This window comes from Leifsonia sp. Root227, from assembly GCF_001428745.1.
In the GTDB taxonomy this organism is placed as follows: domain Bacteria; phylum Actinomycetota; class Actinomycetes; order Actinomycetales; family Microbacteriaceae; genus Leifsonia.
Window position 1 is genome coordinate 448,755 of record NZ_LMIO01000001.1, and the last position, 22,560, is coordinate 471,314.

Here is a 22,560-nt window from a genome sequence, read left to right on the forward strand (position 1 = left end):
TGAAGCCCAACCCAACCCCAGCATCAAGAAAGGCAAGACAATGAAGTCGCCACGACTTTATCGCCCCGGCCGCCGCGCCGTCGCGGCAACGCTCGCCATCGCCACAGCAGGCGTCCTCGCCGCCCTCACCGGATGTGCGAGCGCAGATCAATCCGACACCAGCGGCTCGGCCGCCTTCAAACCAGTGACGCAGGACAACTCGTCCCAGATAACCGTCTGGGCGGACTCGACCCGCCTGCCCGCGGTGCAGGCCTACCAGAAGTCGCACCCCGACGTGAAGATGGACATCGTCACCTACGACGGCAGCGCCGACGGGTCCACCTACCTCCAGACCAAGGTGCAGCTCTTCGACCGCACGAACAAGGGATGGCCGGATGTCGTGTTCGGTTCGCCCACGGACGTGACCTGGGCATCGCAGCCGACCGGTCCGAAGGCCGTTCCTTTCGCCGCGCCACTCGACGACGGACTGGTGAAGAAGGCAACGCTGGACAACTTCGCCAAGGGGTCGCTGACCCCCTGCGAGTTCGACGGTCACACGTACTGCCTCCGCAACGACATCGCCCAGGTGGTGCTTTGGTACAACAAGACGCTCATGGACCAGTGGGGCTACACCGTCCCCACTACGTGGGAGCAGTACGAAGCACTCGGCCTGAAGGTCGCGAAGGAGCACCCCGGATACATTGTCGGCGCCGTCGGCGACACAAACTCTCAGGAGAGCTACTTCTGGTCGAGCCAGTGCCCCGCCCAGCAGCTTCAGGATGACGGCAAGCTCCGCGTCGACCTGCAGGCCAAGGAGTGCACCAGGATGGCGTCGCTCCTCGATAACCTCATTCAGGCGAAGGCTGTGAGCACGCAGGGCTTCTTCAGCCAGGGCTTCGACGGCAGCAAGGTGCTGATGGCGAACGGCCCGTCCTGGTACGGCCAGTACCTCTTCAACTCGGCGTTCAAGACCCCAAAGGGTCAGATCGCCGCCGCGAATCCGATGAAGTGGGACGGCGAGTCGTCCGCATACACCGGTAACGTCGGAGGCGGCGTGTGGATGGTGTCGTCGCACTCGAAGAACCTGAAGGCGTCGACCGCTCTGACCGAGTGGCTCACCACCTCGGACGAGAACCTCAAATCGGCGCCTACCTACCCGGCCTACGTTCCTGGGGCGAAGACCTGGCTGGCGAACCCGGACAACGCGTCCTACTTCGCCGACGACATCGCCGGTCCGTTCCAGACGGCAGCCGATCAGGTGTGGAGCGGATGGTCGAACACGAAGTTCAGCGATGCGACCTCCTGGTCCAGCGTCGTGCTGCCGGCCCTCACAGCAGGTAAGACGCTGACCGAGACGCTCCCCGCGTGGCAGACCGCCATCGTCAACGAAGCCAAGTCGGTTGGATACACGGTCACCACAAAATGACAAGCATTGAAACCGAGCGCGTCCCCGCGCTCGTCAGCACCAAGCAGGCTCGCCGTCGCGGAGTTCCGCGGCGGCGGGCCGGCCGCTCCGGTGTATCCGGGTACCTTTTCGTCTCTGGATACACGCTCTTTCTGATCGCCTTCGGGATCATCCCAACCGGCTATGCGATCTACCTGGCGTTCACGAACGACCGGGGCCAGTTCACCGGTCTCGGCCAGTTCATCAAAGTGGTCCAGGACTACCGGTTCGGTCCGGCGTTCCTCAACATCGGCATCTACCTGGTCATGTGGCTCGTGCTCGTCATCGTGCTCACCACGGTCGTCGCTGTCATCCTCCGTGCCAGGATGCGCCCACGCACCGCCGCGGTCTTCCGCTTCCTCTACTACATCCCAGGCGCCCTCGCCGGGGTCGCGAGCGTTCTCGTCTGGCTGTTCATGCTCGACCCGGCGGTAAGCCCCGCATCAGGACTGCTGCGGGCGATGGGACTCGACTCGTTCGCCCAGGTCCTCGCGCCCGAGAACCTCCCGGTGATCCTCGTGCTCATCGCGTTCTGGACCGGCGCCGGCGGCTGGATCGTGGTGATGTACGGCGCGCTCAACAACATCCCCGACGAAGTGCTCGAAGCGGCACGGATGGACGGCGCCGGCCCCTGGCAGTCGGCCTGGCACATTCAGATTCCGATGATCCGCAAGTGGATCGTGTACCAGTCGATCCTCGCCTTCGCCGCCGGCACCCAGCTCTTCGTCGAGCCGCAGCTCCTGCAGACGGCGAGCCTCGGCCGGGTGAGTCCCACCTGGTCGCCCAACCAGCTCGCGTACGTGTATGCGTTCCAGCACGGCGACTTCAACGGCGCCGCCGCGATCTCCCTGTTCCTGCTCGCTCTCGGCCTGGTCGTCGCCGCCGTCCTGGTGACCCGCTCCGGCCTGTTCAAGGTAGACGACGAATGACCTCCACAACACTCGACCAGCGCACCGCGAACAGCGGTCGGCGCGTCTCCCGCTTCCTCTCCGTCGGGATCGTGGTGGTGATCCTCGCCCTGCTCGTCGTCTTCTTCGTGCTTCCGGTGATCTGGCTGCTGCTCGCGCCGACGAAGACCGCCGGCGACCTCATCCACCAGTTCCCGCTGTCGTTCGGATCGTTCGATCAGGTCGGCAAGGCCTGGCAGCATCTCGTTGCCTTCCAAGGTGGCGCGATCTTCGTCTGGCTGAAGAATTCCGCGATCTATTCGGTCGGTTCCCTCATCCTGACCCTCGCAACCAGCGTTCCCGCCGGCTACGCCTTGGCTCTGACCCGGTTCCGTGGCCGCAAGATCCTTCTGTCGATCACTCTCGTGGTGATGATCATGCCGTCCGCCGCCCTTGTGCTCCCGACTTTCCTCGAACTGAACCTGTTCGGGCTGATCGGCACCGTGTGGTCCATAATCCTGCCGTTCTCGTTCTACCCGTTCGGCGTGTACCTGGTGTACATCTACTTCGCCACGAGCCTTCCCCGCGATCTGCTCTCCGCGGCGCGCATCGACGGCTGCAACGAATGGCAGGTGTTCTGGCGGGTCGCGATGCCGCTGGCGAAACCGGTGGTCGGGCTAATCGCCTTCTTCAGCTTCGTGAACAACTGGAACAACTTCTTCCTGCCGTACCTTGTGCTGCCGAACAGTGACCAGTTCCCCATCCAGGTCGGCCTCAATCAGCTGCTGTCCTCGACGCCGTCGTTCAACCCGGTGGCGGGCAAGGGTCTCAACATCACGAGCCCCGAACTCGCGTTGGCGATCATCATCGCGATCCTCCCGGTGCTCGTTCTGTTCCTCTTCTCCCAACGCGCGCTCGTTTCGGGCATGCTCGCCGGCGCAACCAAGGAGTAGCTCGACGACGATGAACAGTCCACTTGTGGACACGCACGTGCACGTATGGGATCCGCGCCTGATGCGGTACCCGTGGCTCGATCGTGTCCCCACCCTTGATCGCACGGTGCTGCCCGGCTCGATCGACCGGGACGCGGCGGCGACGGCGATGATCTTCGTCCAAGCGGGCTGCCGTCCCGAACAGGCGGTCACAGAGGTTCGGTGGGTCGCTGGACTCGACTGGCCGGAGCTCTCGGGGATCGTCGCCGACGTCCGGCTCGATGCCGCCGACCTCCACGAACGAGTCGATGAACTTGTGCCTGAGCCCTTGGTAGTCGGAGTGCGACACACTTTCCAGGAGCTGCCGCCGAACGCGTTCACGACCACCGCGCACAGCGCAGGGTTGAACGTTGTCGCCGCCCACGGGCTCGTCTTCGATGCGACCGTTCGTGCCGATCAGCTGGCTGAGTTGGCGACCCTCCATGCCAGTGCGCCGTCCGCCGTACTTGTGGTCGATCACCTCGGTAATCCACCGGTGCACGCAGGGTGGCAGAGCGCGGATGCCGACGCGTGGCGTTCGGGCATGCGCGCCGTGGCCCATGAACCCAACGCCTACGTCAAGGTCTCCGGAGTGTCGTACAGCGAAAAGGCGAGGCCCTTCATTCACGAGGCACTCGATGCCTTCGGTTTCAGCCGAGCGATGCTCGGCAGTGACTTCCCGGTCACCGTTACCGGGGAGCGGCGGTGGGAGCAGGTGGCGGACACCTTCTCTCCCACCGCCGAATGCGTCGAGGCTCTGCGCTGGCGCACCGCCAACACCGTCTACGGGGTGCAACCCCGACCAGGAAGGAATCCCGAATGAAACTGCTCCGCGTAGGCGAGCCCGGCCGCGAAAAGCCGGCTGTCAGCGTCGACGGACTCACCCTGGACGTGTCGGAGATAGTTGCCGACTTCGATGCCTCGTTCTTCGAGTTCGGCGGTCTCGACGTGCTTCGCCGCCGACTGGCGGATGGGGCAGGCGGTCTTGCCGTCGTCGAATCGGGTACGCGCATCGGAGCTCCCATCGCGAGACCAGGACAGATCTGGTGCGTTGGCGTGAACTACGCAGACCACGCTGCGGAGTCGGATCTGACGGTGCCGGGTGAACCTCTCATCTTCGGGAAGGCGTCGCACACCGTCGTCGGTCCGAATGACGACGTGTATATCCCTCGGGAAAGCACGAAGACGGACTGGGAAGTCGAGCTCGGTGTCGTCATCGGGAAGACCGCTCGGTACCTCGGTGCGGACGAGAACCCGCTGGACTACGTCGCCGGGGTCACGATCTCACACGACGTATCCGAACGCGAATGGCAACTCGAACATGTCGGCCAATGGATCAAGGGCAAATCCTTCGAACGGTTCAACCCGCTGGGGCCGTGGCTTGTCACTCTTGATGAGGCAGGCGAACTGAACGCCCTCGGGCTGGAACTGGACATCAACGGAGTGCCACAGCAGCGCGGGAACACCAGCGCGATGGTCTTCGACGTCGCCGAGATCGTCCGCTACGTGAGCCAGTTCACCGTCCTGCACCCCGGAGATCTCATCAACACCGGCACCCCGGCGGGCGTGGGACTCGGCCAGCGACCCCCGCGCTATCTCTCCGCAGGCGACGAACTCGTCCTACGGATTGACGGTCTCGGCGAGCAGCGCCAGCGATTCATCCCCGCGCCATGAGCGTCGACGCGACCACACAGAACTCAGGAGAAACAATGAAACTCGATGGACTGTCAGCGCTCGTCACCGGAGCGGCAAGCGGTATCGGCGAGGAGGTCGTGCGGCGAATGCGCTCAGCGGGCGCGACCGTAGTCGGTCTCGACCGAACCCACCCCGCGGACGACGCCGACTTCCTCATCGCGGACGTGACGGACCGCAGCGCAGTCGAATCCGTCATCGCCGAAAGATTCAGCGGAGCAACGCTCGACATCGTGGTGAACTGCGCAGGGATCGGCGCATCGGGCACCATCGCGGACAACGGTGACGACGAATGGCGGAGAGTCCTCGACATCAACGTGACCGGCATCGCCCGCGTGACGGCAGCCGCGTTACCGCACCTCGAACGCTCCTCGAATGCGGCCATTGTCAACGTCAGTTCGATCGCCGCGTGGGCGGGACTGCCGCAGCGTGCGCTGTACAGCGCCAGCAAGGGGGCAGTGCACGCGCTCACCCTTGCCACCGCCGCCGACTTCGCCGGTCGAATCCGAGTGAATTGCGTCTGCCCTGGCACGGTCGACACGCCGTGGGTCGGTCGACTGTTGGACGCGTCTGACGATGCAGCCGCCGAAAAGGCACGACTCGAAGCCAGGCAGCCGATGGGCCGGCTCGCCACAGCAACCGAGGTCGCCCAGGCGATCATCTACCTGGCATCGCCTGAATCCTCGTTCACGACAGGCACCGCCCTCGCTGTTGACGGTGGAATGTTCGGGTTGCGTCTGGCTCGCTAGGCGACGCGGTCACTGGAGCACCAGTAACGAAGGCTGCACGTCCGAGTTAACAGCCGGTGTGTTCGGAGATGAAGATTCAAAGCACGAGGCCTTGCGCAGTGGCACGTCGCGCTCTGGGGTGCCCGATCGGCCGCGCAAAGAAGGCGATGACCTGCACCGTTTCGCTGCGCGATGTTGTCATGCTGCCCCGAAGGGATCGAGACCAATAGCGGAGAGAGTCTGGTCATGCATCGGGTCACTGTCGCTCACGAGGGCTCGCAGGGTCGACCTACAGCGCGCTAGGTGGATTGCCCGCTGTAACCTGCGCACAATGCGCATCGCGACAATATGGCGGACCCGGACCGGAGCCTTGCCGGTGCCTGGCAGACAAGATCCAAATACCGGCACTCCAGGCGAGTGCAGCCGACTCCGCAAGATCGACCCCAGCCTGGTTTGTTCGAACCGCGGTTGAATCTTCCAGCACGGGGGCTTCGGGTCGAAGACAACGTGCTTCCGCGCACATCAGCGGTCGTCACTGTGCCACGCAGTGTTGGGAGCGTCGGCGAATGCGCCGGTGCCGGCCTCGCGTCATGCGCCCGATCGCGACGCCTGCGTCACGCGGCCGCGGCGATAGTTAGCCGACTGAGCGCTAGTCCAGATTGAGCTGGCGCCGTGCCGTAATTCGATATGTTCTATCGCGGTTAGCGGGTGAGGCAAGTCCGACTGGATACGTACGCGACGCGCGCAATGCCAACGCCATGTCCTTCGAAGGCTCTCCGAGGGCATAACGATAACGAATAGTTATCGTGTATTGACTGTTGCCATGTGTGTACTTTACGCTGTGTCTTACCCGGCCGATCGTGATCGTTCGGGAGTGTCCTAGTAGAACCCGGCGACCTCAGTGAGGAGGGACATGACACACAAGAGCCGATTAGTGAGCGCAGGCACCGGTTCAAGTGGTCCCCGCCACCACGGGACGAACGTTCGCCGGTCAAAGCGACCGATGCTTTTCACATTCCATGTAGATCGGAGTTGATCATCCATGTCACATTCATCAAAGACGGTGCGGCATCTGTCCGCACTCACTGCGCTCGTCCTCGCCGGCGCGCTCGGCCTAGCAGGTTGTGCGTCTGACGAGCAGGCCGCGGGCAGCGGCAGCAGCGGCGGCGTCACATTCGACAAGAAGCTCGTCGACGCGGCCGTCGCCAAGGCCAAGTCGATCGTCGGCGACAAGAAGCTCTCGGGTTCGCTCTCTGTCATGGGCGATAACAGCGGCTCGGAAGGGGCGCTGCTGCAGGCCTTCTACAAGCCATTCACCGACGCCACCGGTGTCAAGGTGAACTACACCGGCTCGGGAGACAACCTCAACGTCGTCCAGTCGCGCGTCGCCGCGGGCAACCCGCCGGACCTCGTGACCACAGCTCCCGGGGTGATGCGTCAGTACAGCACTACGCACAAGCTACTGAACCTCTCGAGCTTCATGAGCGACGAGCTGAACGGGAGCTACACCAAGTCAGTGCTGGACACAGCCTCAATCGACGGCAAGGTTTACGGCGTCTACCAGGGGTTCAACAACATCGAGCTCTGGTACAACCCGGAGTCTTACACTGGACCCAAGGGCGACTCCGCCACCTGGCAGCAGGTGCAGGACTGGACCGAGAAGGAGGGGGCTGCGGGCAAGACCGCCTGGTGCAACGCGCAGGGCGGCGGAACCTCGAACGGCTACCCGGGCGAGCTCTTCATCGAGGCGTTGTTCGCCAAGAAGTACGGCGCACAGGCAACGGAAGACTGGGGAACCGGCAAGCTGTCGTGGACCTCACCCCAGGTCAAAGACGCCTTCCAGACGTTCGGCGCGATCGCCACGCACGACCAGTACGTGAATGGTGGGGTCAAGGGGTCGCTCTCGCAGGACACCGGCACCGGCTCGAACGGCCTCGTCGCCGAACCGCCGACCTGCCAGGCCGTGGTCTGGGGAAGCTGGACCGGCGGCCTGATCGCCGGCTCGGCCAAGGGTGTGGAACCCGGCAAGAACCTGGACTTCATGAAGATCCCGGCCTCCGAACCGCAGTACGCGAACACCGAGACATACTCTGCCGAGGTGACGTACGCGTTCAAGGACAGCCCCGAGACGCGTGCGTTCCTGCAGTACCTCGCCTCCGACCAGGCTCAGGCTCTTCTCGCGTCGGCCAACCACTGGCCCGTCTCGAACAAGAACGTCTCGCCGGACACGTACACCGACCCCATCCTGCAGAGCATCTCGAAGACTTACTTCGGCGCTGACACGCAGCTTGCCGCCGGCCCGGCTCTGCTCTCCAAGACCGCGGTAATCACCGGCGCGGCTAAGGGCGTCGTCCAGTACCTGCAGGATCCCTCCAGCCTGGACTCGGTGCTGCAGCAGATCCAAGACCTGGAAGACGGCAAGTAGCAGATGGGACAAGCGAGAGGGATGAGCATCCTCCCGACACGAAAGGACAACCGATGAACGCCGTCCTCACGAGCGTTCCCGCCCTGATCCTCATCGGGGCGATCGTGATACCCGTGCTGGTCTACCTCGTCCTCGGCGTCGGGGAGAAGATCCTCGGCGCCGTGGGCGGGCGCTTCGCCCGGCACGTCCGGCCGTGGTTCTGGTTGCTCGTCCCTCTCGCGCTCATGGGGGTGATCCTCGTGTACCCGATGGTGGAGACACTCATCTCCGCGTTCCAGAACGCCCAAGGCTCGTCGTGGGTCGGCCTCGACAACTTCGGCTGGGCCTTCACCGGAGAGATGGTGAACGTCCTCGGCAACAACCTGCTGTGGATCATCGTCTTCCCGATCGGGACGCTGCTGCTGGCGCTGATCGTCGCCGTGCTATTCGACCGTGTCAAATACGAGCGGTTCGCGATGACTCTGGTGGTGCTGCCGACGGCGATCTCGTTCGCTGCCGGCAGCATCATCTGGCGGCAGATCTATGAGTACCAGGCGCCGGGCGCACAGCAGACGGGCCTCCTCAATGCTCTGTGGACCCTCATCCCTGGCAACAAGCCCATCGCCTGGCTCCAGGCGGACGTGGTGAACAACTTCGCCCTGATATTCGTCGCTGTCTGGTCGGCGTTGGGGGTGGCCGCGCTGACCCTGTCCGCGGCGGTCAAGGCTGTGCCGCCGGAACTGGGCGAGGCCGCCCGGCTCGACGGCGCCGGAGAGTGGCGCATCTTCTTCTCGGTCACACTTCCGCAGATGCTTCCGTCGGTGCTCGTTGTCATCACGACCGAGGTGATCTTCGCCCTGAAGGTCTTCGACATTGTTTATGTGATGACCAACGGCAACTTCAACACGAACACCATCGCCAATCGGATGTACTTCGAGCTGTTCTCGAGCCAGAACCTCGGCCATGCCAGCGCCATCGCCGTGATCCTGCTGGTGGTCGCCGTTCCGATCGTGATCATCAACATCCGGCAGTTCCGCTCGGAAAGGACAAGCTGACATGACGCTGACGTCGAATCGGCGGCCGGAGGCCGCCGCCCCGGGCCGCGCAGGCGCGCCGGCACCCCGAATGAGGAGCAGGCGACGGTGGCCGCGACTGGTGCTCCACGCGATCGTGGTGCTCTTCATGGTCGTCTGGTTCACACCCGTTTTGGGATTGTTCGTGAACTCGTTCCGCACCCAGGGCGACATCGGCGACTCCGGCTGGTGGCACGCGATCGTCGCCCCCCTGTTCACCGGATACAACTACCAGCAGGCGCTGCAGGTCATCGGTCTCGGTCAAAGCCTCGGCACGTCGCTCGCGATCGCCGTTCCGACGACCGTGCTGACCACTGTCATTTCGGCGATCGGGGCTTTTGCCCTGACGCGGATGAACTTCGCCGGCCAGACGATCCTCTCCCTCGTGCTCGTTGCGCTCATGGTCACCCCGCCGCAGGTCACCCTGGTGCCGCTGCTCAAGCTCTTCTCCGTGACGGGCCTCTACGGGACGATCCCGGCGATGTGGGTCTACATGGTCGGATTCACGGTGCCGTTCGGCATCTTCCTGGTGCGCGGGTTCATCTCTTCGATCCCCGACGAACTGTTTGAGTCGGCGAGGCTCGACGGGGCTGCTGACCTGCGCATCTTCCGTTCACTAGTGCTGCCGCTCGCGGCGCCCGTTCTCGGGTCGCTGGCGATCATCCAGTTCCTCTGGGCGTGGAATGATCTGCTCACACCGCTCATCTTTCTCGGCGGGACGGCCGTCCCCCAGCCGCTGACGGTCAACGTGGCCGGCCTCGTGACGGCGACAGGCCAGGGCGAAGCCCAGCTCATGGCCGCGACCGTGATCTCGATCCTGCTGCCACTCATCGTTATCGTCTCGCTTCAGCGCTATTTCGTCCGGGGTGTTCTCGGCGGCGCCGTCAAGGGATGAGCAGCTCAGGCGAGTGGGTCAGCCAAGTCAGGATCCTCGATGTCGTCACCGGCCGCGACGAGGTCGTCCTGGAGAGCGGGCGGCAGTTGGAGGCGCCGAATTGGTCGATGGACGGCGAGAGCCTCATCCTGAACGCCGACGGCTCGCTTCTCCTGCTGCACATCGCCACCGGCATACTTGAGGACCTGCCACGTGCCGGAGTGCCGCGCGTGAACAACGACCACGTGATTGCGCCGGACGGGCGGACGCTTTACGTCTCGACGGAGGCCGGTAGCATCCACGCAATCGATCTGGCGCAGACGGGCTCCTCCCGGGCGGTGACGCAGGCGGCCGCACCGGATGCGCGCCGATATCTGCACGGAGTCTCACCCGACGGCCGCACCCTCGTCTACGTGCTCCTGGTCGAACGGGCCTCCCGCGTCTCGACCCGGATCGCGACGATGTCCGTCGACGGAGGGCCGGAGACGGTGCTCACCGGCGATGACGGGGGTCGGGACGACGGTCCGGAGTTCTCGCCGGACGGCCGGTGGATCCTCTTCAACTCCGAGCGCTCCACACCGGGCCAGGCGCAGCTGTATCGGATGCCCGCGGCCGGTGGCCCCGCCGAACAACTTACCTTCGACGACAGGGTCAACTGGTTCCCTCATCCCGCCCCCGACGGCAGCGGTGTGCTTTACCTGAGCTACCCACCGGGGACGGCTGGACACCCCGCGGATCGCGATGTCGCTCTGCGCCTGCTGAAAGCAGACGGGAGCGTGCGCGAGCTGCTCCGCCTTCGCGGGGGCCAGGGCACTATCAACGTGCCGAGCTGGCATCCAAACGGACACCGGTTCGCGTTCGTCGCCTTCGGCTAGGACGATTCTCCTTACGCGTCTGGCTGCGAGGACACGAGCATGATCTTTCCGTGGGTGTGTCGGCGGGCGTGTTGACGATCCGCGGCGAATTCGAGGCCCGCAGCATCGGCGGCGTCGCGTTGGTGACCCGACTGACCCCGATCACATTGGTCTCCACAACAGCCCGCACGGTCGCCGGACCGACCGTGGTCGGCGATCAGGCAGGCCGCCGCGGCCACGCTCGCGTCGTCGGTCAGTCGAGCGGCACACCGAACGCGTCGACCCCGCTCGCGCGCAGTCCCTCCACCGCTGCGTAGCGGCATTGCCGCTCGAGCGCGGCCACACCGATCCGCCGAACGGCGGCTCGGAGTCGTCCTGCTACACCGCACCACCCGCTTGATCGCCCTGACGGAGGCCGGGTCGGTTCTGCTGCTGGATGCCAGGCTCGCCCTCGACGCGGTCCAAGCCGCCGAGCGTCGCACCCGCCTGTCCTACGCTGGTGCTGGCTGCCAACGCCGGAGCATCCAAAGAACTGTTGTCGACGCTCCTGACCGCCTATGCCGCCGAGCCGCGCGCCACCGCCGTAGAGGTGGTCGTGTGCGGCCAGCCAGCCGGAGAACATGCTGCGCGACGGTCGTGCCGACGTCGTTCTGCCCCATCGGCCATACGACTCGGTCAGCGGATCCGACATCGAGGACCTCCGTACCGAGCCGCAGGCCGCTGTTCTGCCAGCGCTGCATCCCCTCACTGTGGCGCCCTCACCTGTCGATGTCCGAAATGAACTCGTTGACCGAGCTGCCCTGCTGCGCTGGCCTCGAATCGACCGGACCTATGCAGACTGCCCGGCAGATCCGCGACCACACCCGGCTGTTCCGCTGATCGCGGTCGGACGGGCTTGTGCGGTCGTGCCCGCGTCGCTTCAAGCCCAACTTCGCGACGACTACGCCGTCGTGCCCGTGTCGGACGCGCCGACCGTAGCGACAGTCGTCGCCTGGCCTCCGCACAGCCGCTCCGAAGCTGTGGCCGACCTCGTCCGCACGCCGACAGAACAGCTTCGCCAGGAGGGCCTCGGCGCTCCCGCCCCCGCCCCGAACACCGTGGCAAAGGCGGGTTGAGCGGAGAAGGCCCGGAACATGAGGTTCCGGGCCTCCTCCGCTCACTCACGGAGGCTCAGGCGGCAGCGGACTCCGACCGCGCGGCGAGGCGTCGGGCGATATCCCTGGCACCGACGACGGAGAGGGCAACGCTCGTGAGCGTTGGATTGCAGGCGGTCTCGGTCGGGATGACCCCGTTGCCAGCCACGTACAAACCAGAAACCCCCCAGACGCGGCAGGACGGGTCGCAGACCGAAGTGCCGTCGTCGACGGGTCCCATGCGCACGGTGCCCTGGTAGTGCAGCGAGCTGCCGGAGGGGAGGATCCACGGTTCCTCACCGTCGACAGGTTTGCCCAGCACAGCGCTCAGGCGCAGGAGCTCCGCCTTGCCGGTCTCGAGAGTCTCCCGATCGCGGTCGGAGAGGGTGTGATGGATGCGCATCGCGGGCATCCCAATCCAATCCTGCTCCCGATCGCTGAACTCGAGACGGTTCTCGGCGCGAACTTCCTGGGCGCCGAAGAAGTGCAGGGAGATCAACGGCTTGTTGCGGCTCTCGTCGACGGCCGACCGGGGGACGGTGTCCGGGTCAATCTGGGCGAGCATCCCGTGGAACGGGAAGGCGGTGCCCTCGTAGGGCACCCAGGTGACCCCGCTCGCCGCGACAGCCACGGCGGTCGAGTCCGACATGGCCGTTGCATTGCCCGTGGTCTCGGCGTGGTCTTCGTCGCGACCGATGCCGTCGACTTCGGCCATGATCGAGACCTGTGGGTGCTCGTTCAGATAGCGGCCCAAGGCGTTCGGGCGGATGCCGGAGGCGAAGAGCAGCTGTGGCGTGCGCAGGGCATCGCCCGCGGCCACGACGAAGTCGGCTCCGACGGTGTACACGGCGCCGGTCAGCCGGTTGCGCAGTTCGACACCGACGATCCGACCGTCGTCGACGAGCACGCGTTGGCACTGGGTGTTGGGGCGAAGTTCGAAGCCGTCGTCAGCGCCGTCGAGCAGGTCGCCGAGGATGACGTTTGGGCCCGCCCGATGCACGCCTTCCGGAGTGAGGCGTACCGCCATTGGCATGTACTGCACGACGCGGTCCGCCGCCCGGCCTGGGTTCAGCTCGGCACCGAGCACCCGCTGCACGTGGTCGGAGAAGTCAGACCCGGTGAACTGATCGGAGGCTACCCCGAGGAGCGCCTCGGCGACGTCGTACGCCTCGTCGAGAGCCTCCTCGGGCAGGTATGGCACGCGCTCCAACTCGCTTGGGCGCGGGCACGCCCCGAACCAGTGTGAACCCATCCCACCGACGTTGCTCGATTCCTGGGCGGCCGGGAAGCCGTCGCCGTGGATATCGCCAGTGCCGACCGAGAACAAGCCGGGTCGGGTGATGAGCGCGGTCTCCCTATCTACCCCGGCCGCGTTGTGGGCAGTCCCGGATGTCGCGGGGAGGGGGTACTCGTACTGGAACGGTCCCTGGGAGGCGATCTGCGCCGTCTTCCTGGCCTCCGGATCGTCGATGTTCGCCATGTGGAGCCCGGGCGGATCCGCGACGATCGGACCGGCTTCGACCAGCAGCACGCGTGTTCCTGGATGCTCTGAGCTGAGGACCCGCGCGTAGGTTGCGCCGGTTGGCCCGCTGCCTACGATCACGACGTCGGCTTGCTCGGTGAAGTCCTGCACTCTGTTCACTCCTCGGTGAGAGATCGAGCGGCCCGGGAGCGGGTTCCTGTAGGGTCCGACCGCGTCTCCGCCTAGCCGCAGCGGTTTGATGACTCGATCGTAAAGTAAACACGTGACAACAGTCAATAAATGACAACATTCTGAGCTTGACAGCTTCCGCGCGAGCTGGCTGTCTGCTAGCGTCTAATTGTTGACAGATAATTACTGTTTGTTGATATTCACTTTTGGCGCTCCGATGAGGGAGCGCAGTCTGATCGAAAGGTTCGCTCATGAGGTTTGGTGCTTCCGTCTGGCCGTGGCGCTGGGATGCGCCCTACGACAAGGCCATCGCCCGCATCGGCGACGCCGGCTTCCGCGCCACCGAGCTCATCGCGTGGAACAAGGACGTGCTGCGCGACTACTACACGCCGGAGACCATCCGCACCCTGACATCGGTGCTGGACGACAAGGGCATGGTCCTCTCCCAGTTCATCGTTGACAACCGTGGCATGGCCAGCGACGACCCAGCCGTGAAGGGCCCGGCGGTCGAGATGTTCAAGGCGGGCGTAGAGGTCGCGGCTGCACTAGGGTCGCCGATCATCAACACGGTCACCCATCTCCCGTTCGAGATCCACTTCCCCTTCATCACAGATCGCCCGCATGTACAGACGTTCTCGCACGAGATCCCGGCCGGACTCGATTGGAAGCGCAACTGGGAGGAGTACGTCGCCACTGTTCGAGAATGCGCCGATGTCGCTCAGGCTGCCGGGCTCAAGTACAGCCTCGAGCCGCACCCGTTCCGCTACGGCGCAAACATCGAGGGGCTGCTGCGGCTGATAGAGGCTGTCGACTCCCCGGCTCTCGGCGTCAACCTCGACCCGAGCCACCTGTTCCCCGTCGGCGATCTGCCGCACGTGGCGATCTACCGGCTCGCGCCGCACGTGCTGCACTGTCACTTCTCGGACAACGACGGAGAGACTAACGTCCACTGGCGTCCAGGCATGGGGAAGATCGACTGGAGGCACGTGCTTCGTGCGCTCAAGGAGACCGACTACACGGGCGTCATCTCACTCGAGTTCGAAGACGTCCCCGGAGTCTCGCGCGGAGTGGAAGACGTTCCCGGCGTCTACAAGGGAAACTCTGACGCGACGGAGGAATTCGTCGGGGAGTACAAGACCGCACTCGCTTACCTGACCGGACTTGCCACGGAAGTCGGGCTTGACGTCGAGTGAGCACACCCGTGCGGGCGGCTGCACTGCGCTGCGCCGTCCGCACGGCTCGATGCGAATCCGTGCACGAAAAGCTCTTAGGTGGTAACTTTTTGAAGGCGGCTGCCCACGCTGCCATCGAGGGGGAGGCGGAGATGATACCTACGAACATTGGGGAGACGCCCCGTGCACACGCAAATATCGCAGAAACGGTTGCCGGGGACGAGAAGATCGTACGCGGCCCATACAGGAACGGCATTCGCCGACGTCGGGAAATCATCGAGACGGCCACCCGAGTGTTCGCCACTCTCGGCTTCAACGGTGGGAGCCTGCGCCAGATCGCCGTTGAGGTGGGAGTAACCCCAGCCGCGCTCACGCGCCACTTCGACAGCAAGGAAGGGCTTCTCGCTGCGGTCCTGGAGAACTGGGACCAGGAGGCGGAAGCTCGAAATCCGGCCGACGTGCGCGGATTGGACTACTTCATCCTCCTCCGCGATGCCGTCAGCTATAACGCGAAGCACCGGGGCCTGATCGAGCTCTTCCTGACCTTGTCCGCTGAGGCATCCAACCCGTCCTACCCTGCCCGAGCTTTCATCCAGGAGCGCTATAGGCGGGTGGTTCACACCGGCGTCATCCACCTCTCGGAGGCACGCGACGGCGGCGACGTTTTGTGGATGGACGACCAAACGATCAGCCACGAGGTTCGAGCCCTCTACGCCATGATGGACGGCATCCAACTGCAGTGGTTGATCGATCCGTCACTCGATGTAGTCGCCATCTTCAGTGATGCGCTTGCTCGAGCACTCGAACGATGGACCGGTCGTGTCGATGCCCTCCCCCCGCTCACTGCCAAATGAGCGCCCCTCGCGTGGTGCTCGCGGTAGACATCAGCTCGAGCGGTGTTCGCGCCAGGGGTCATCGGGCAGATCTCACAGTCGCAAGCGAGGTCACAGTCGACCTGCCCCCGGTCCAGCGCGCTGATGGTGCATCTTTCCATGAGCTTGACGATGTGTACTCAGCCGTCGTCTCGGTAGTCCGTGAAGCATCCGCCGGTGCGGAGGTCGCCGCCATCGTGGCTTCCGGAACCGCATCCAGCCTCGTCGGCTACGAACTGCGCGACGGTGTCCCGGTGGCGCACACTGAGGCGATGCTCTGGTCGGACCTGCGCGCGCTTGCTTGGTTTGATTCCCTGCGCCCCAAGCTTGTCGAGGCCTATCCGCGAACTCTGTGTCCGCCGGATGTTAGCTATTGGCCCGCAAAGCTAGCCATGCTTGGAGCCAACGGTGTAGCAGCACCCTTGTATGGCGGTGTCAAGGACGCCATTTTTGCCGGCTTGACCGGACACACCTGGACAGATCCGATGAGCGCCGCCTCGTCCGGAGTCTTCGACTCAGCGGCATGGAGTTGGGACGAAGAACTCCTTGCTATCACAGCAGCCAACGAAGCTGCGCTGCCTGAGGTGCGCGCGGCGACCGCGTGGGCACCGCTTACTGCCGCTGCGTCGGAGCAGCTCGGACTCCCCGCAGGTACGCCCGTCGTCGTCGGCGGAATGGACGGTCCCCTCACCCAGCTCGGCGCGGCCGGAGGGGAGCACGACATTGCCTCCTGCACCGTTGGCACGAGCATTGCCTTCCGCACTTCCTCAGATGAGCGCAAGATCGACCCGACACTGCGCACCTGGTGCTATCCAGTCGAGCCCGATTTATGGGTCAGCGGCGGCGCAGGGAGCAACGGTGGGAATCTCCTCACCTGGCTTCAAGCGCAACTCGGTTTCGGATCGTCGGTCGGCGAGATCGTCAACGCCGCCTTCTCAGTCGAGCCCGACTCCGAACTTCTCTTTGTCCCATCGTTGTTCGGGGAGCGCGCGCCGCTGTGGCGAACCGAACTACGCGCGGCGCTCGTAGGTCTCGGACCACACCACGATAGAGCGAGCGTATCCCGCGCAGTGGTCGAGGGAGTGGCGGTATGTGCAATTGAGCTCGCCGAAGCTGTGCGAGCCGTTTCTGGCCCGCTGCGAACAGTTAGCTTCACCGGCGGGTTCCTACGTGAACCGCGCTGGGGGCAGCTCCTCACCGACGCCATCGGCACGCAGACGACAGTCCCAACCTCCGAGACAGCGACGTCTTCCGGAGCAGCGATGGTGGGTTGGGCAGCACTCGACAGCGGCAAGCTCAGCGCCCTGCCCGCCCCCAGGAGTGGCCCAAGCGCGCTCCCGCGACTCGTCGAGACTGTCCGCTTAGTTGCGTTGTCGAAGCGCACGGCGGCAATTCGCTCCACGCTCTGGCCAGAATAGTTGGGCTGATTGATTGGTCGGATGTGACGGAGGGTGGGGACGTTTCCCCCAAGCGGTTCCCACCCTCCCTCAGATCCGATGTCATCCGGGTTATGCCTCTCAGAGTTGGGGACGCACGATCGCTTTGAGAGTGGTTGCCTGCTCGGCTGACAGCAGCGCTTCACCGGCCTGCGCGAGTGAGTGCCGGGACGTAATGAGGGCGTCGAGGTCAACTGCTCCAGTTGCAACCAGCTCGATCGCGAGCGGCCAAGTGTTTGCATAGCGGAACACGCCCGTGACGACCAACTCGTTGTTCTGGATGCGCGAGACCGGCAGCATCGAATCATCTGCGCCCATGCCTACTAGGACGGCGCGTCCGGCCGGCCTCAGAGCCAAGATGCCAGCACGCACAGCTTGCGGAGCACCACTGGCATCGATGAACGCGTCTACCTCAGGTGATTCTTCACCGTCTAGAGGATTGAATGTGCGAGTGGCACCGAAACGTGCTGCGACAGCAAGCCGTTCGGGGGCGATATCGCTGACCACGATCTCGGTTGCCCCGAATGCCCGCGCGACCTGCGCAGCTACGATCCCAATCGGACCGGCGCCGCTAATTAGTACACGGGAGCCCGGACCCGTGCCGGCTTTCTGATTCGCCCAGATCCCGACCGAGAGCGGTTCGCATAATGCCGCTGCCTCGATTGACATAGCCTCCGGGATCGCGAATGCGAAATCGGACTGGATAACGGCGAACTCAGCGAATGCTCCATTGACCGGTGGAGTTGCGTAAAAACGAATCGCTGCGCACAGGTTATAGCGGCCGTGCTTACACTGATCGCACATGCGACACACGCGCTGCGGCTCAATCGATACACGTTCGCCGATGCGCGCGGGCGAGACGGTAGCGCCGACCTCGACGATCGTTCCCGCAGATTCATGGCCGAGGATGAGCGGCTCATTCACCACGTATGGTCCGATGCGACCTTCGCGGTAATAGTGCACGTCCGAACCGCACACCCCGACTGCTTCGATCTGTACGAGCACTTCGTCGGCCTGGGGTGTGGGGCGGGGGACGTTAGCGAGGACGATGTCGTTGGGGGCGTTCAGTAGTGCGGCGCGCATGACAGTCATTGGTGGTGGTCCTTTCCATTCGGGGTTGAGTTTGTGTGTTGGGCGAACGCGGCGAGGGCAGAGTCGGGATCGACTGCGTCGGCGATGGCCGAACCGACGACGAGCACGTCGAAGCCCGCGGCTAGGGCGGGGCCCTGATCGGCGGGAGACAATCGACCCGCGATGCCGACGGCGGCGAAGCCGGCGGCAGTTTCGCCGAGCTCAGCAATCAGATCAGCGAATGATGGCGAACCGGTCTTCGGCCGATGGATGCATAGTTCGGTCCGCACCGTCGGCGCTTCTGTTGCGGCCAATTCCGCGAAGTCTGCGAGCGACTTCGGATCGATCCGCGGTCCGATGGTGTCGAGGATTACGCCGGCAGAATATCCGTTGGATGCACGCTCGCGCGCGGCTCCCAGAATCCCGCGCCAGGTGGTGTGGTCGATCGCGGCGGCGACGGCTGTCACGATGTCGGCGCCTGCCGAGAATGCTGTGCGCGCGATCCGTTCTCCTGCGTCGCAGATTTTGACGTCGACGACGATCTCGGCTCCTGGAGCGATCGTGCGCAATTGACGCACGGCACTCAACCCGGCGGAGAGGACAAGGGGCGTGCCTATCTCGAGCCGACGCACGCGCTTGGCGACGAGTGTCGTTAGGACCGAGGCGTCTCCGAGGGAGACGAGGTCGAGCGCGAGCTGGATGTGATCCAGCGCGTCGCGCGGAGTCGGAGAGGATGTCATCGTTGGCTTTCCGTTCTTTTGCGGGCAGGGCTTGGGAGAATTGTAATCGCACTGCTACATTTAAACTGTAATAACCAAGTAACTATTTGTTCGCGACAGAGAGGTACGCGGAAATGCGATTCGGAGCATCGATCTGGCCCTGGAAATGGGACCCGCCCTACGCCGAGGCGATCAGGAGAATCGGCCGGGCAGGCTTCCGCGCAGTCGAGTTGATCGCCTGGGACGACGAAGCCTTCGATGAGTACTACACGCCGGGGGAAGTGCGCCGCCTACGCGGCGTCCTAGACGGAGAAGGGATGCAGCTTTCGCAGTTTGTTGTGAAGACAGCTGAACTAACGAGTCCCGAGTACGCCAAACGAGCTGAGGCCATCGAAACCTTCAAGCGTGGGGTCGAGACCGCGGTAGACCTCGGTACTGGAATCATCAACACCGTCGTGCATTACCCCTTCGCGATAGAAATGCCGGCGCTCACAGACCGACCGCATGTGCAGACATTCGGTAAGCGCCTCCCCGACGGCCTGGACTGGCAGCGCAACTGGGACGAATACATTGCCGGTCTTAGAGCCTGCGCTGCGATCGCCGAGGACGCAGGTATCAGATACAGCCTGGAGCCCCACCCGTTCCGATACGGCGCGACGACCGATGGTCTTCTACGGGTGCTGGATGCAGTTGACTCGCCAGCGCTTGGCGTAAACCTGGACCCGAGTCATCTATTTGCGGTCGGTGACCTGCCCAACATCGCTGTCCAGCGGCTCGGGAACAGGGTTTTCCACTGTCACTTCTCCGATAACGACGGTGAGACCAATGCTCACTGGCGACCGGGGATGGGCAAGATCGCCTGGCCTGACCTACTCACCGCTCTCGTTGAGGTCGGTTTCGACGGTGTCATCTCGCTCGAGTTCGAAGACGTCCCCGGAGTGTCGCGTGGCGTCGCGCACACTCAAGGCGCGTACAAGCCTCGTGTCGAGGCGGGCCCGGATTTCGAGGCGGAATACCGGATCGCGCTAGCGAATCTGACTGAACTCGCGATCAGCGCTGGTTTGGCCATCGATTAGCTCTGCAGATTTCACAGTCCACACAACAAGAAGGTAGCAAAACGCATGTCGGACCACTCCCAAAAACTCTTAATCGGCACCTACACCGAGAAGCTCGCACACGTTGACGGGCACGCCCGAGGAATCATGGCCTCGACGTTCACCAACGGTGAAGTGTCAAACCCACGCGCGGTAGCGGAAGTTCGGAACCCGTCATGGTTGACAACGACGGCGGATGGGCGATTTGTTTACGCAGTTGTTGAAACCGTTGAGTTCGACGGCGAGCCAGGCGGCGGCGCAGCGGCGTACGCGCGTGACACAGAATCCGGCGAGCTCACCCTCCTCAACGCTGTACCTTCACTAGGTGTCGAGCCGGCCCACATCGAGGTAGACCCTACGGAAAGATTCGTCCTCGTTGCCAACTATCGCACCGGCTCGGTCTCCGTCTTCGAGCGCGATCCTGACGGTAGCCTTGGCAGACTAACGGACCACGTGCAGCATGAAGGCTCAAGCGTGCACCCGATTCGCCAGACTGGCCCGCACGCACACCAGATCCTCTTCGACCCGCTAAACGGCGACGTATTCGTGCCCGACCTCGGGCTGGACACCGTGTTGGTCTACCGCCTTGATGAAGTAGGCAAACTCACGGAACGCCTAGACGCTCGCATCACGGTCGCGCCAGGAGCTGGCCCACGCCACTTGGCGTTTCACCGCGACTTAGTGCACCTCTTCTTGCTCAACGAACTCGACAGCACACTGGTCGTGCTCCGCCGCGAAGGCGGACGCTTCATCCACACGCACACCACTTCAACACTTCCGGCAGGGGTCACTGACCACAACCAGACAAGCGCAGTTCGCGTCTCTACGACGGGCCGCTCAGTCCTGGTTTCTAACCGTGGATACGACAGCATCGCGGTGTTCAGATTCGACCCGAGAAAGCACGCCGTGGAACTGCGCACCGTCGAGCCGACTCGCGGAAAAGAGCCGCGCGATTTCGTGCAGAGCCCGGACGGTGGCGCTATCGTCGTCGGCAACCAGGATTCCGACACGATCGTCACGTTTGAATTCGACGAGGAGGCCGCGCAGCTCACCTTCAGCGGACAAGTTGACGCGCCAACCCCAGTCTGCCTGCGATTCGTCTCGTGACCAGCCAGCGGGGAACCGCAGCCCGCGACGATCGTCTCCTCGTTGTCGGCGAAGCACTAGTCGACATAGTGCAGAGTGCCAGCGAAACGAGAAAGTCGCCAGGCGGTTCCCCCATGAACGTAGCCGTGGCAGCAGCACGACTTCGAATCGCAACCGACGCGTATCTGTCGGGTGTGGGCAGTGACGACGACGGGACACTGATCCGACAGCATCTGCAATCAGCGGGAGTCTCTCTCGTTGGCGCTTCAGAGACCATTTCGCCCACGTCATCGGCTCACGCCCGCATCCTGGCTGACGGATCTGCGAGCTACCAGTTCGATGTCTCCACGGAACTGCCACCGATGCGGTCGATTTCGCCGCCCGCGATACTCCATCTGGGCTCGATCGGCGCGTTCGTCGAGCCTGGTGCGAGCCAAGCGTTGTCGTTGTTGCGCGACCTGCCCGACGCTGTTGTGACGCTCGATCCGAATGTGCGCCCCGCCATAATGGGTGACCCCGAGAGAGCACGCCGGATCGTCAGCAACATTGTGGAGCGAGCGGACATCGTAAAACTGAGCGATGAAGATGCTTCCTGGCTTTACCCCGACATGACCCATGCGGCGCTAGCAAGCTTTCTGATCTCCGAAGGCGCTTCGTTGGTCGCAATCACCCGTGGGGCTCAGGGGTGTTCGCTCTACTCAACTCTGGGTCATCTCGATCTCAGGTCGCCTCGTGTAGCTGTGATTGACACCATAGGCGCTGGTGACACCTTCATGGCCGCTTTGCTCGCTCGGATAATTCACCGAGGGTGGATCGAGATCCTCCGATCGCGATCTCTTTCACTTGAAATGGTCAGGGATCTCGGAACTTTCGCAGCGCGTGGAGCCGCAATCACCGTGTCGCGGCAGGGATGCGATCCGCCAACCGCTGCCGAGATGGGTGAATGGTTCTGACTCTGCCGCAAGGCTGGCTGAACGTGTGCCTGGCCGCTCGGCACCGCTGTCAGTTCGGGTGCGTCCATTGTATTTAGAGGGTACAGATCCCGCTGCGTGCAATTGGGTGGGTATGGCTCCCAGCTGTCTGGGCTCCGTGGAACCCACCGGGCGCGGCCGCCTGACCTAGCTCGCGTCGGACGCGCAGTCGCCTCGACTGTCAGGTCGCTCTGCGGTAATGCGGCCGACGTCAAGGTAGCCCGAGCCTCGTCAACTGTCGCATCGAGTCGACACTGTGCCTTATGTCAATACGGGCGGCCTACGTTGGGCTCGAAGGTGCAATCGAGCCATCGAAACGAAGCTAAAGCCTCGGCGCTCGTGGACCAATTCCGCCGAGATGCGTTGCATATGAGCTGAGCCTCGCGCCGAAGGTACGGCCGATTCGTCTGGCGCGAACGCACCACACGGTCCGCTGCTTCAAGCGAATC

At 63.9% G+C, this 22,560-nt stretch carries 21 protein-coding genes; 18 read left to right on the top strand and 3 right to left on the bottom strand.

Going from position 1 to position 22,560, the window contains the following annotated elements:
• The first annotated feature begins 40 nt into the window (after positions 1-40).
• The 12 genes from ASE16_RS02120 (at position 41) to ASE16_RS19930 (ending at position 12,021) form a co-directional block, all read left to right on the top strand.
• Positions 41-1,405, top strand: coding sequence for an ABC transporter substrate-binding protein (locus ASE16_RS02120; RefSeq protein ID WP_055890067.1), 1,365 nt, complete (start codon positions 41-43; stop codon positions 1,403-1,405).
• Complete coding sequence (locus ASE16_RS02125; RefSeq protein WP_055890069.1) at positions 1,402-2,352, top strand: carbohydrate ABC transporter permease; 951 nt, start codon at positions 1,402-1,404, stop codon at positions 2,350-2,352. Before ASE16_RS02120 ends, ASE16_RS02125 begins: the two co-directional genes overlap by 4 nt.
• The gene (locus tag ASE16_RS02130) at positions 2,349-3,263 is read left to right on the top strand and encodes a carbohydrate ABC transporter permease (protein WP_055890071.1); all 915 of its coding nucleotides are present in this window, start codon (positions 2,349-2,351) and stop codon (positions 3,261-3,263) included. The genes ASE16_RS02125 and ASE16_RS02130 overlap by 4 nt, the downstream gene beginning before the upstream one ends.
• A 25-nt stretch (positions 3,264-3,288) precedes the next feature.
• Entirely contained in the window at positions 3,289-4,104 is an 816-nt protein-coding gene (locus tag ASE16_RS02135) for an amidohydrolase family protein (RefSeq protein WP_055890073.1), read from the top strand.
• On the top strand, positions 4,101-4,955 hold the full coding sequence (locus ASE16_RS02140; protein ID WP_055890075.1) for a fumarylacetoacetate hydrolase family protein: 855 nt from the start codon (positions 4,101-4,103) through the stop codon (positions 4,953-4,955). Before ASE16_RS02135 ends, ASE16_RS02140 begins: the two co-directional genes overlap by 4 nt.
• On the top strand, positions 4,952-5,722 hold the full coding sequence (locus ASE16_RS02145) for an SDR family NAD(P)-dependent oxidoreductase (protein WP_235500253.1): 771 nt from the start codon (positions 4,952-4,954) through the stop codon (positions 5,720-5,722). The genes ASE16_RS02140 and ASE16_RS02145 overlap by 4 nt, the downstream gene beginning before the upstream one ends.
• A gap of 1,021 nt (positions 5,723-6,743) precedes the next feature.
• Entirely contained in the window at positions 6,744-8,126 is a 1,383-nt protein-coding gene (locus ASE16_RS02150) for an ABC transporter substrate-binding protein (protein WP_082581144.1), read from the top strand.
• Between the two features lie 53 nt (positions 8,127-8,179).
• Positions 8,180-9,160, top strand: coding sequence for a carbohydrate ABC transporter permease (locus tag ASE16_RS02155; protein WP_055890082.1), 981 nt, complete (start codon positions 8,180-8,182; stop codon positions 9,158-9,160).
• Positions 9,161-9,260: 100 nt separating this feature from the next.
• Complete coding sequence (locus tag ASE16_RS02160) at positions 9,261-10,073, top strand: carbohydrate ABC transporter permease (RefSeq protein ID WP_055890084.1); 813 nt, start codon at positions 9,261-9,263, stop codon at positions 10,071-10,073.
• Positions 10,070-10,927 (top strand): TolB family protein, encoded by an 858-nt coding sequence (locus ASE16_RS02165; RefSeq protein WP_055890086.1) that lies wholly within the window; start codon positions 10,070-10,072, stop codon positions 10,925-10,927. The genes ASE16_RS02160 and ASE16_RS02165 overlap by 4 nt, the downstream gene beginning before the upstream one ends.
• A 50-nt stretch (positions 10,928-10,977) precedes the next feature.
• Positions 10,978-11,223 carry a hypothetical protein gene (locus tag ASE16_RS19925; protein ID WP_200949532.1) on the top strand — a complete coding sequence of 82 codons (246 nt, stop codon included), beginning with the start codon at positions 10,978-10,980 and terminating at the stop codon, positions 11,221-11,223.
• A 588-nt stretch (positions 11,224-11,811) separates the two neighbouring features.
• Complete coding sequence (locus tag ASE16_RS19930) at positions 11,812-12,021, top strand: hypothetical protein (RefSeq protein ID WP_200949533.1); 210 nt, start codon at positions 11,812-11,814, stop codon at positions 12,019-12,021.
• A 55-nt stretch (positions 12,022-12,076) separates the two neighbouring features.
• Here the strand turns inward: ASE16_RS19930 and ASE16_RS02175 are convergent, their stop codons facing one another.
• Positions 12,077-13,798 carry a GMC oxidoreductase gene (locus tag ASE16_RS02175; protein WP_235500255.1) on the bottom strand — a complete coding sequence of 574 codons (1,722 nt, stop codon included), beginning with the start codon at positions 13,796-13,798 and terminating at the stop codon, positions 12,077-12,079.
• 143 nt (positions 13,799-13,941) lie between these two features.
• Here ASE16_RS02175 and ASE16_RS02180 point away from each other — a divergent pair, with 143 nt between their 5' ends.
• From ASE16_RS02180 to ASE16_RS19245, 3 genes are read left to right on the top strand one after another with little or no spacing between them, the layout of a single operon-like run.
• On the top strand, positions 13,942-14,883 hold the full coding sequence (locus ASE16_RS02180; protein ID WP_055890091.1) for a sugar phosphate isomerase/epimerase family protein: 942 nt from the start codon (positions 13,942-13,944) through the stop codon (positions 14,881-14,883).
• A 59-nt stretch (positions 14,884-14,942) separates the two neighbouring features.
• Entirely contained in the window at positions 14,943-15,716 is a 774-nt protein-coding gene (locus ASE16_RS02185) for a TetR/AcrR family transcriptional regulator (RefSeq protein ID WP_055890093.1), read from the top strand.
• The gene (locus ASE16_RS19245) at positions 15,713-17,152 is read left to right on the top strand and encodes an FGGY-family carbohydrate kinase (protein WP_235500265.1); all 1,440 of its coding nucleotides are present in this window, start codon (positions 15,713-15,715) and stop codon (positions 17,150-17,152) included. The genes ASE16_RS02185 and ASE16_RS19245 overlap by 4 nt, the downstream gene beginning before the upstream one ends.
• Positions 17,153-17,251: 99 nt before the next feature.
• On the opposite strand, the gene ASE16_RS02190 is transcribed toward ASE16_RS19245, so the two are convergent.
• Together ASE16_RS02190 and ASE16_RS02195 are read right to left on the bottom strand one after the other, a co-directional pair.
• Positions 17,252-18,262 carry an NAD(P)-dependent alcohol dehydrogenase gene (locus ASE16_RS02190; protein ID WP_082581147.1) on the bottom strand — a complete coding sequence of 337 codons (1,011 nt, stop codon included), beginning with the start codon at positions 18,260-18,262 and terminating at the stop codon, positions 17,252-17,254.
• On the bottom strand, positions 18,259-18,981 hold the full coding sequence (locus tag ASE16_RS02195; RefSeq protein WP_055890095.1) for an orotidine 5'-phosphate decarboxylase / HUMPS family protein: 723 nt from the start codon (positions 18,979-18,981) through the stop codon (positions 18,259-18,261). Before ASE16_RS02195 ends, ASE16_RS02190 begins: the two co-directional genes overlap by 4 nt.
• Positions 18,982-19,094: 113 nt before the next feature.
• Between ASE16_RS02195 and ASE16_RS02200 the strand changes: the two genes are divergently transcribed.
• Genes ASE16_RS02200 through ASE16_RS19250 form a run of 3 tightly spaced genes read left to right on the top strand, consistent with a single transcriptional unit; the run spans position 19,095 to position 22,093 of the window.
• Positions 19,095-20,036 (top strand): sugar phosphate isomerase/epimerase family protein, encoded by a 942-nt coding sequence (locus ASE16_RS02200; protein WP_055890097.1) that lies wholly within the window; start codon positions 19,095-19,097, stop codon positions 20,034-20,036.
• 45 nt (positions 20,037-20,081) lie between these two features.
• Entirely contained in the window at positions 20,082-21,161 is a 1,080-nt protein-coding gene (locus ASE16_RS02205; RefSeq protein ID WP_055890099.1) for a lactonase family protein, read from the top strand.
• Positions 21,158-22,093: a carbohydrate kinase family protein gene (locus ASE16_RS19250; RefSeq protein WP_162255955.1), complete on the top strand. Its 936-nt coding sequence runs from the start codon at positions 21,158-21,160 to the stop codon at positions 22,091-22,093. The genes ASE16_RS02205 and ASE16_RS19250 overlap by 4 nt, the downstream gene beginning before the upstream one ends.
• The last annotated feature ends 467 nt before the right edge of the window (positions 22,094-22,560 follow it).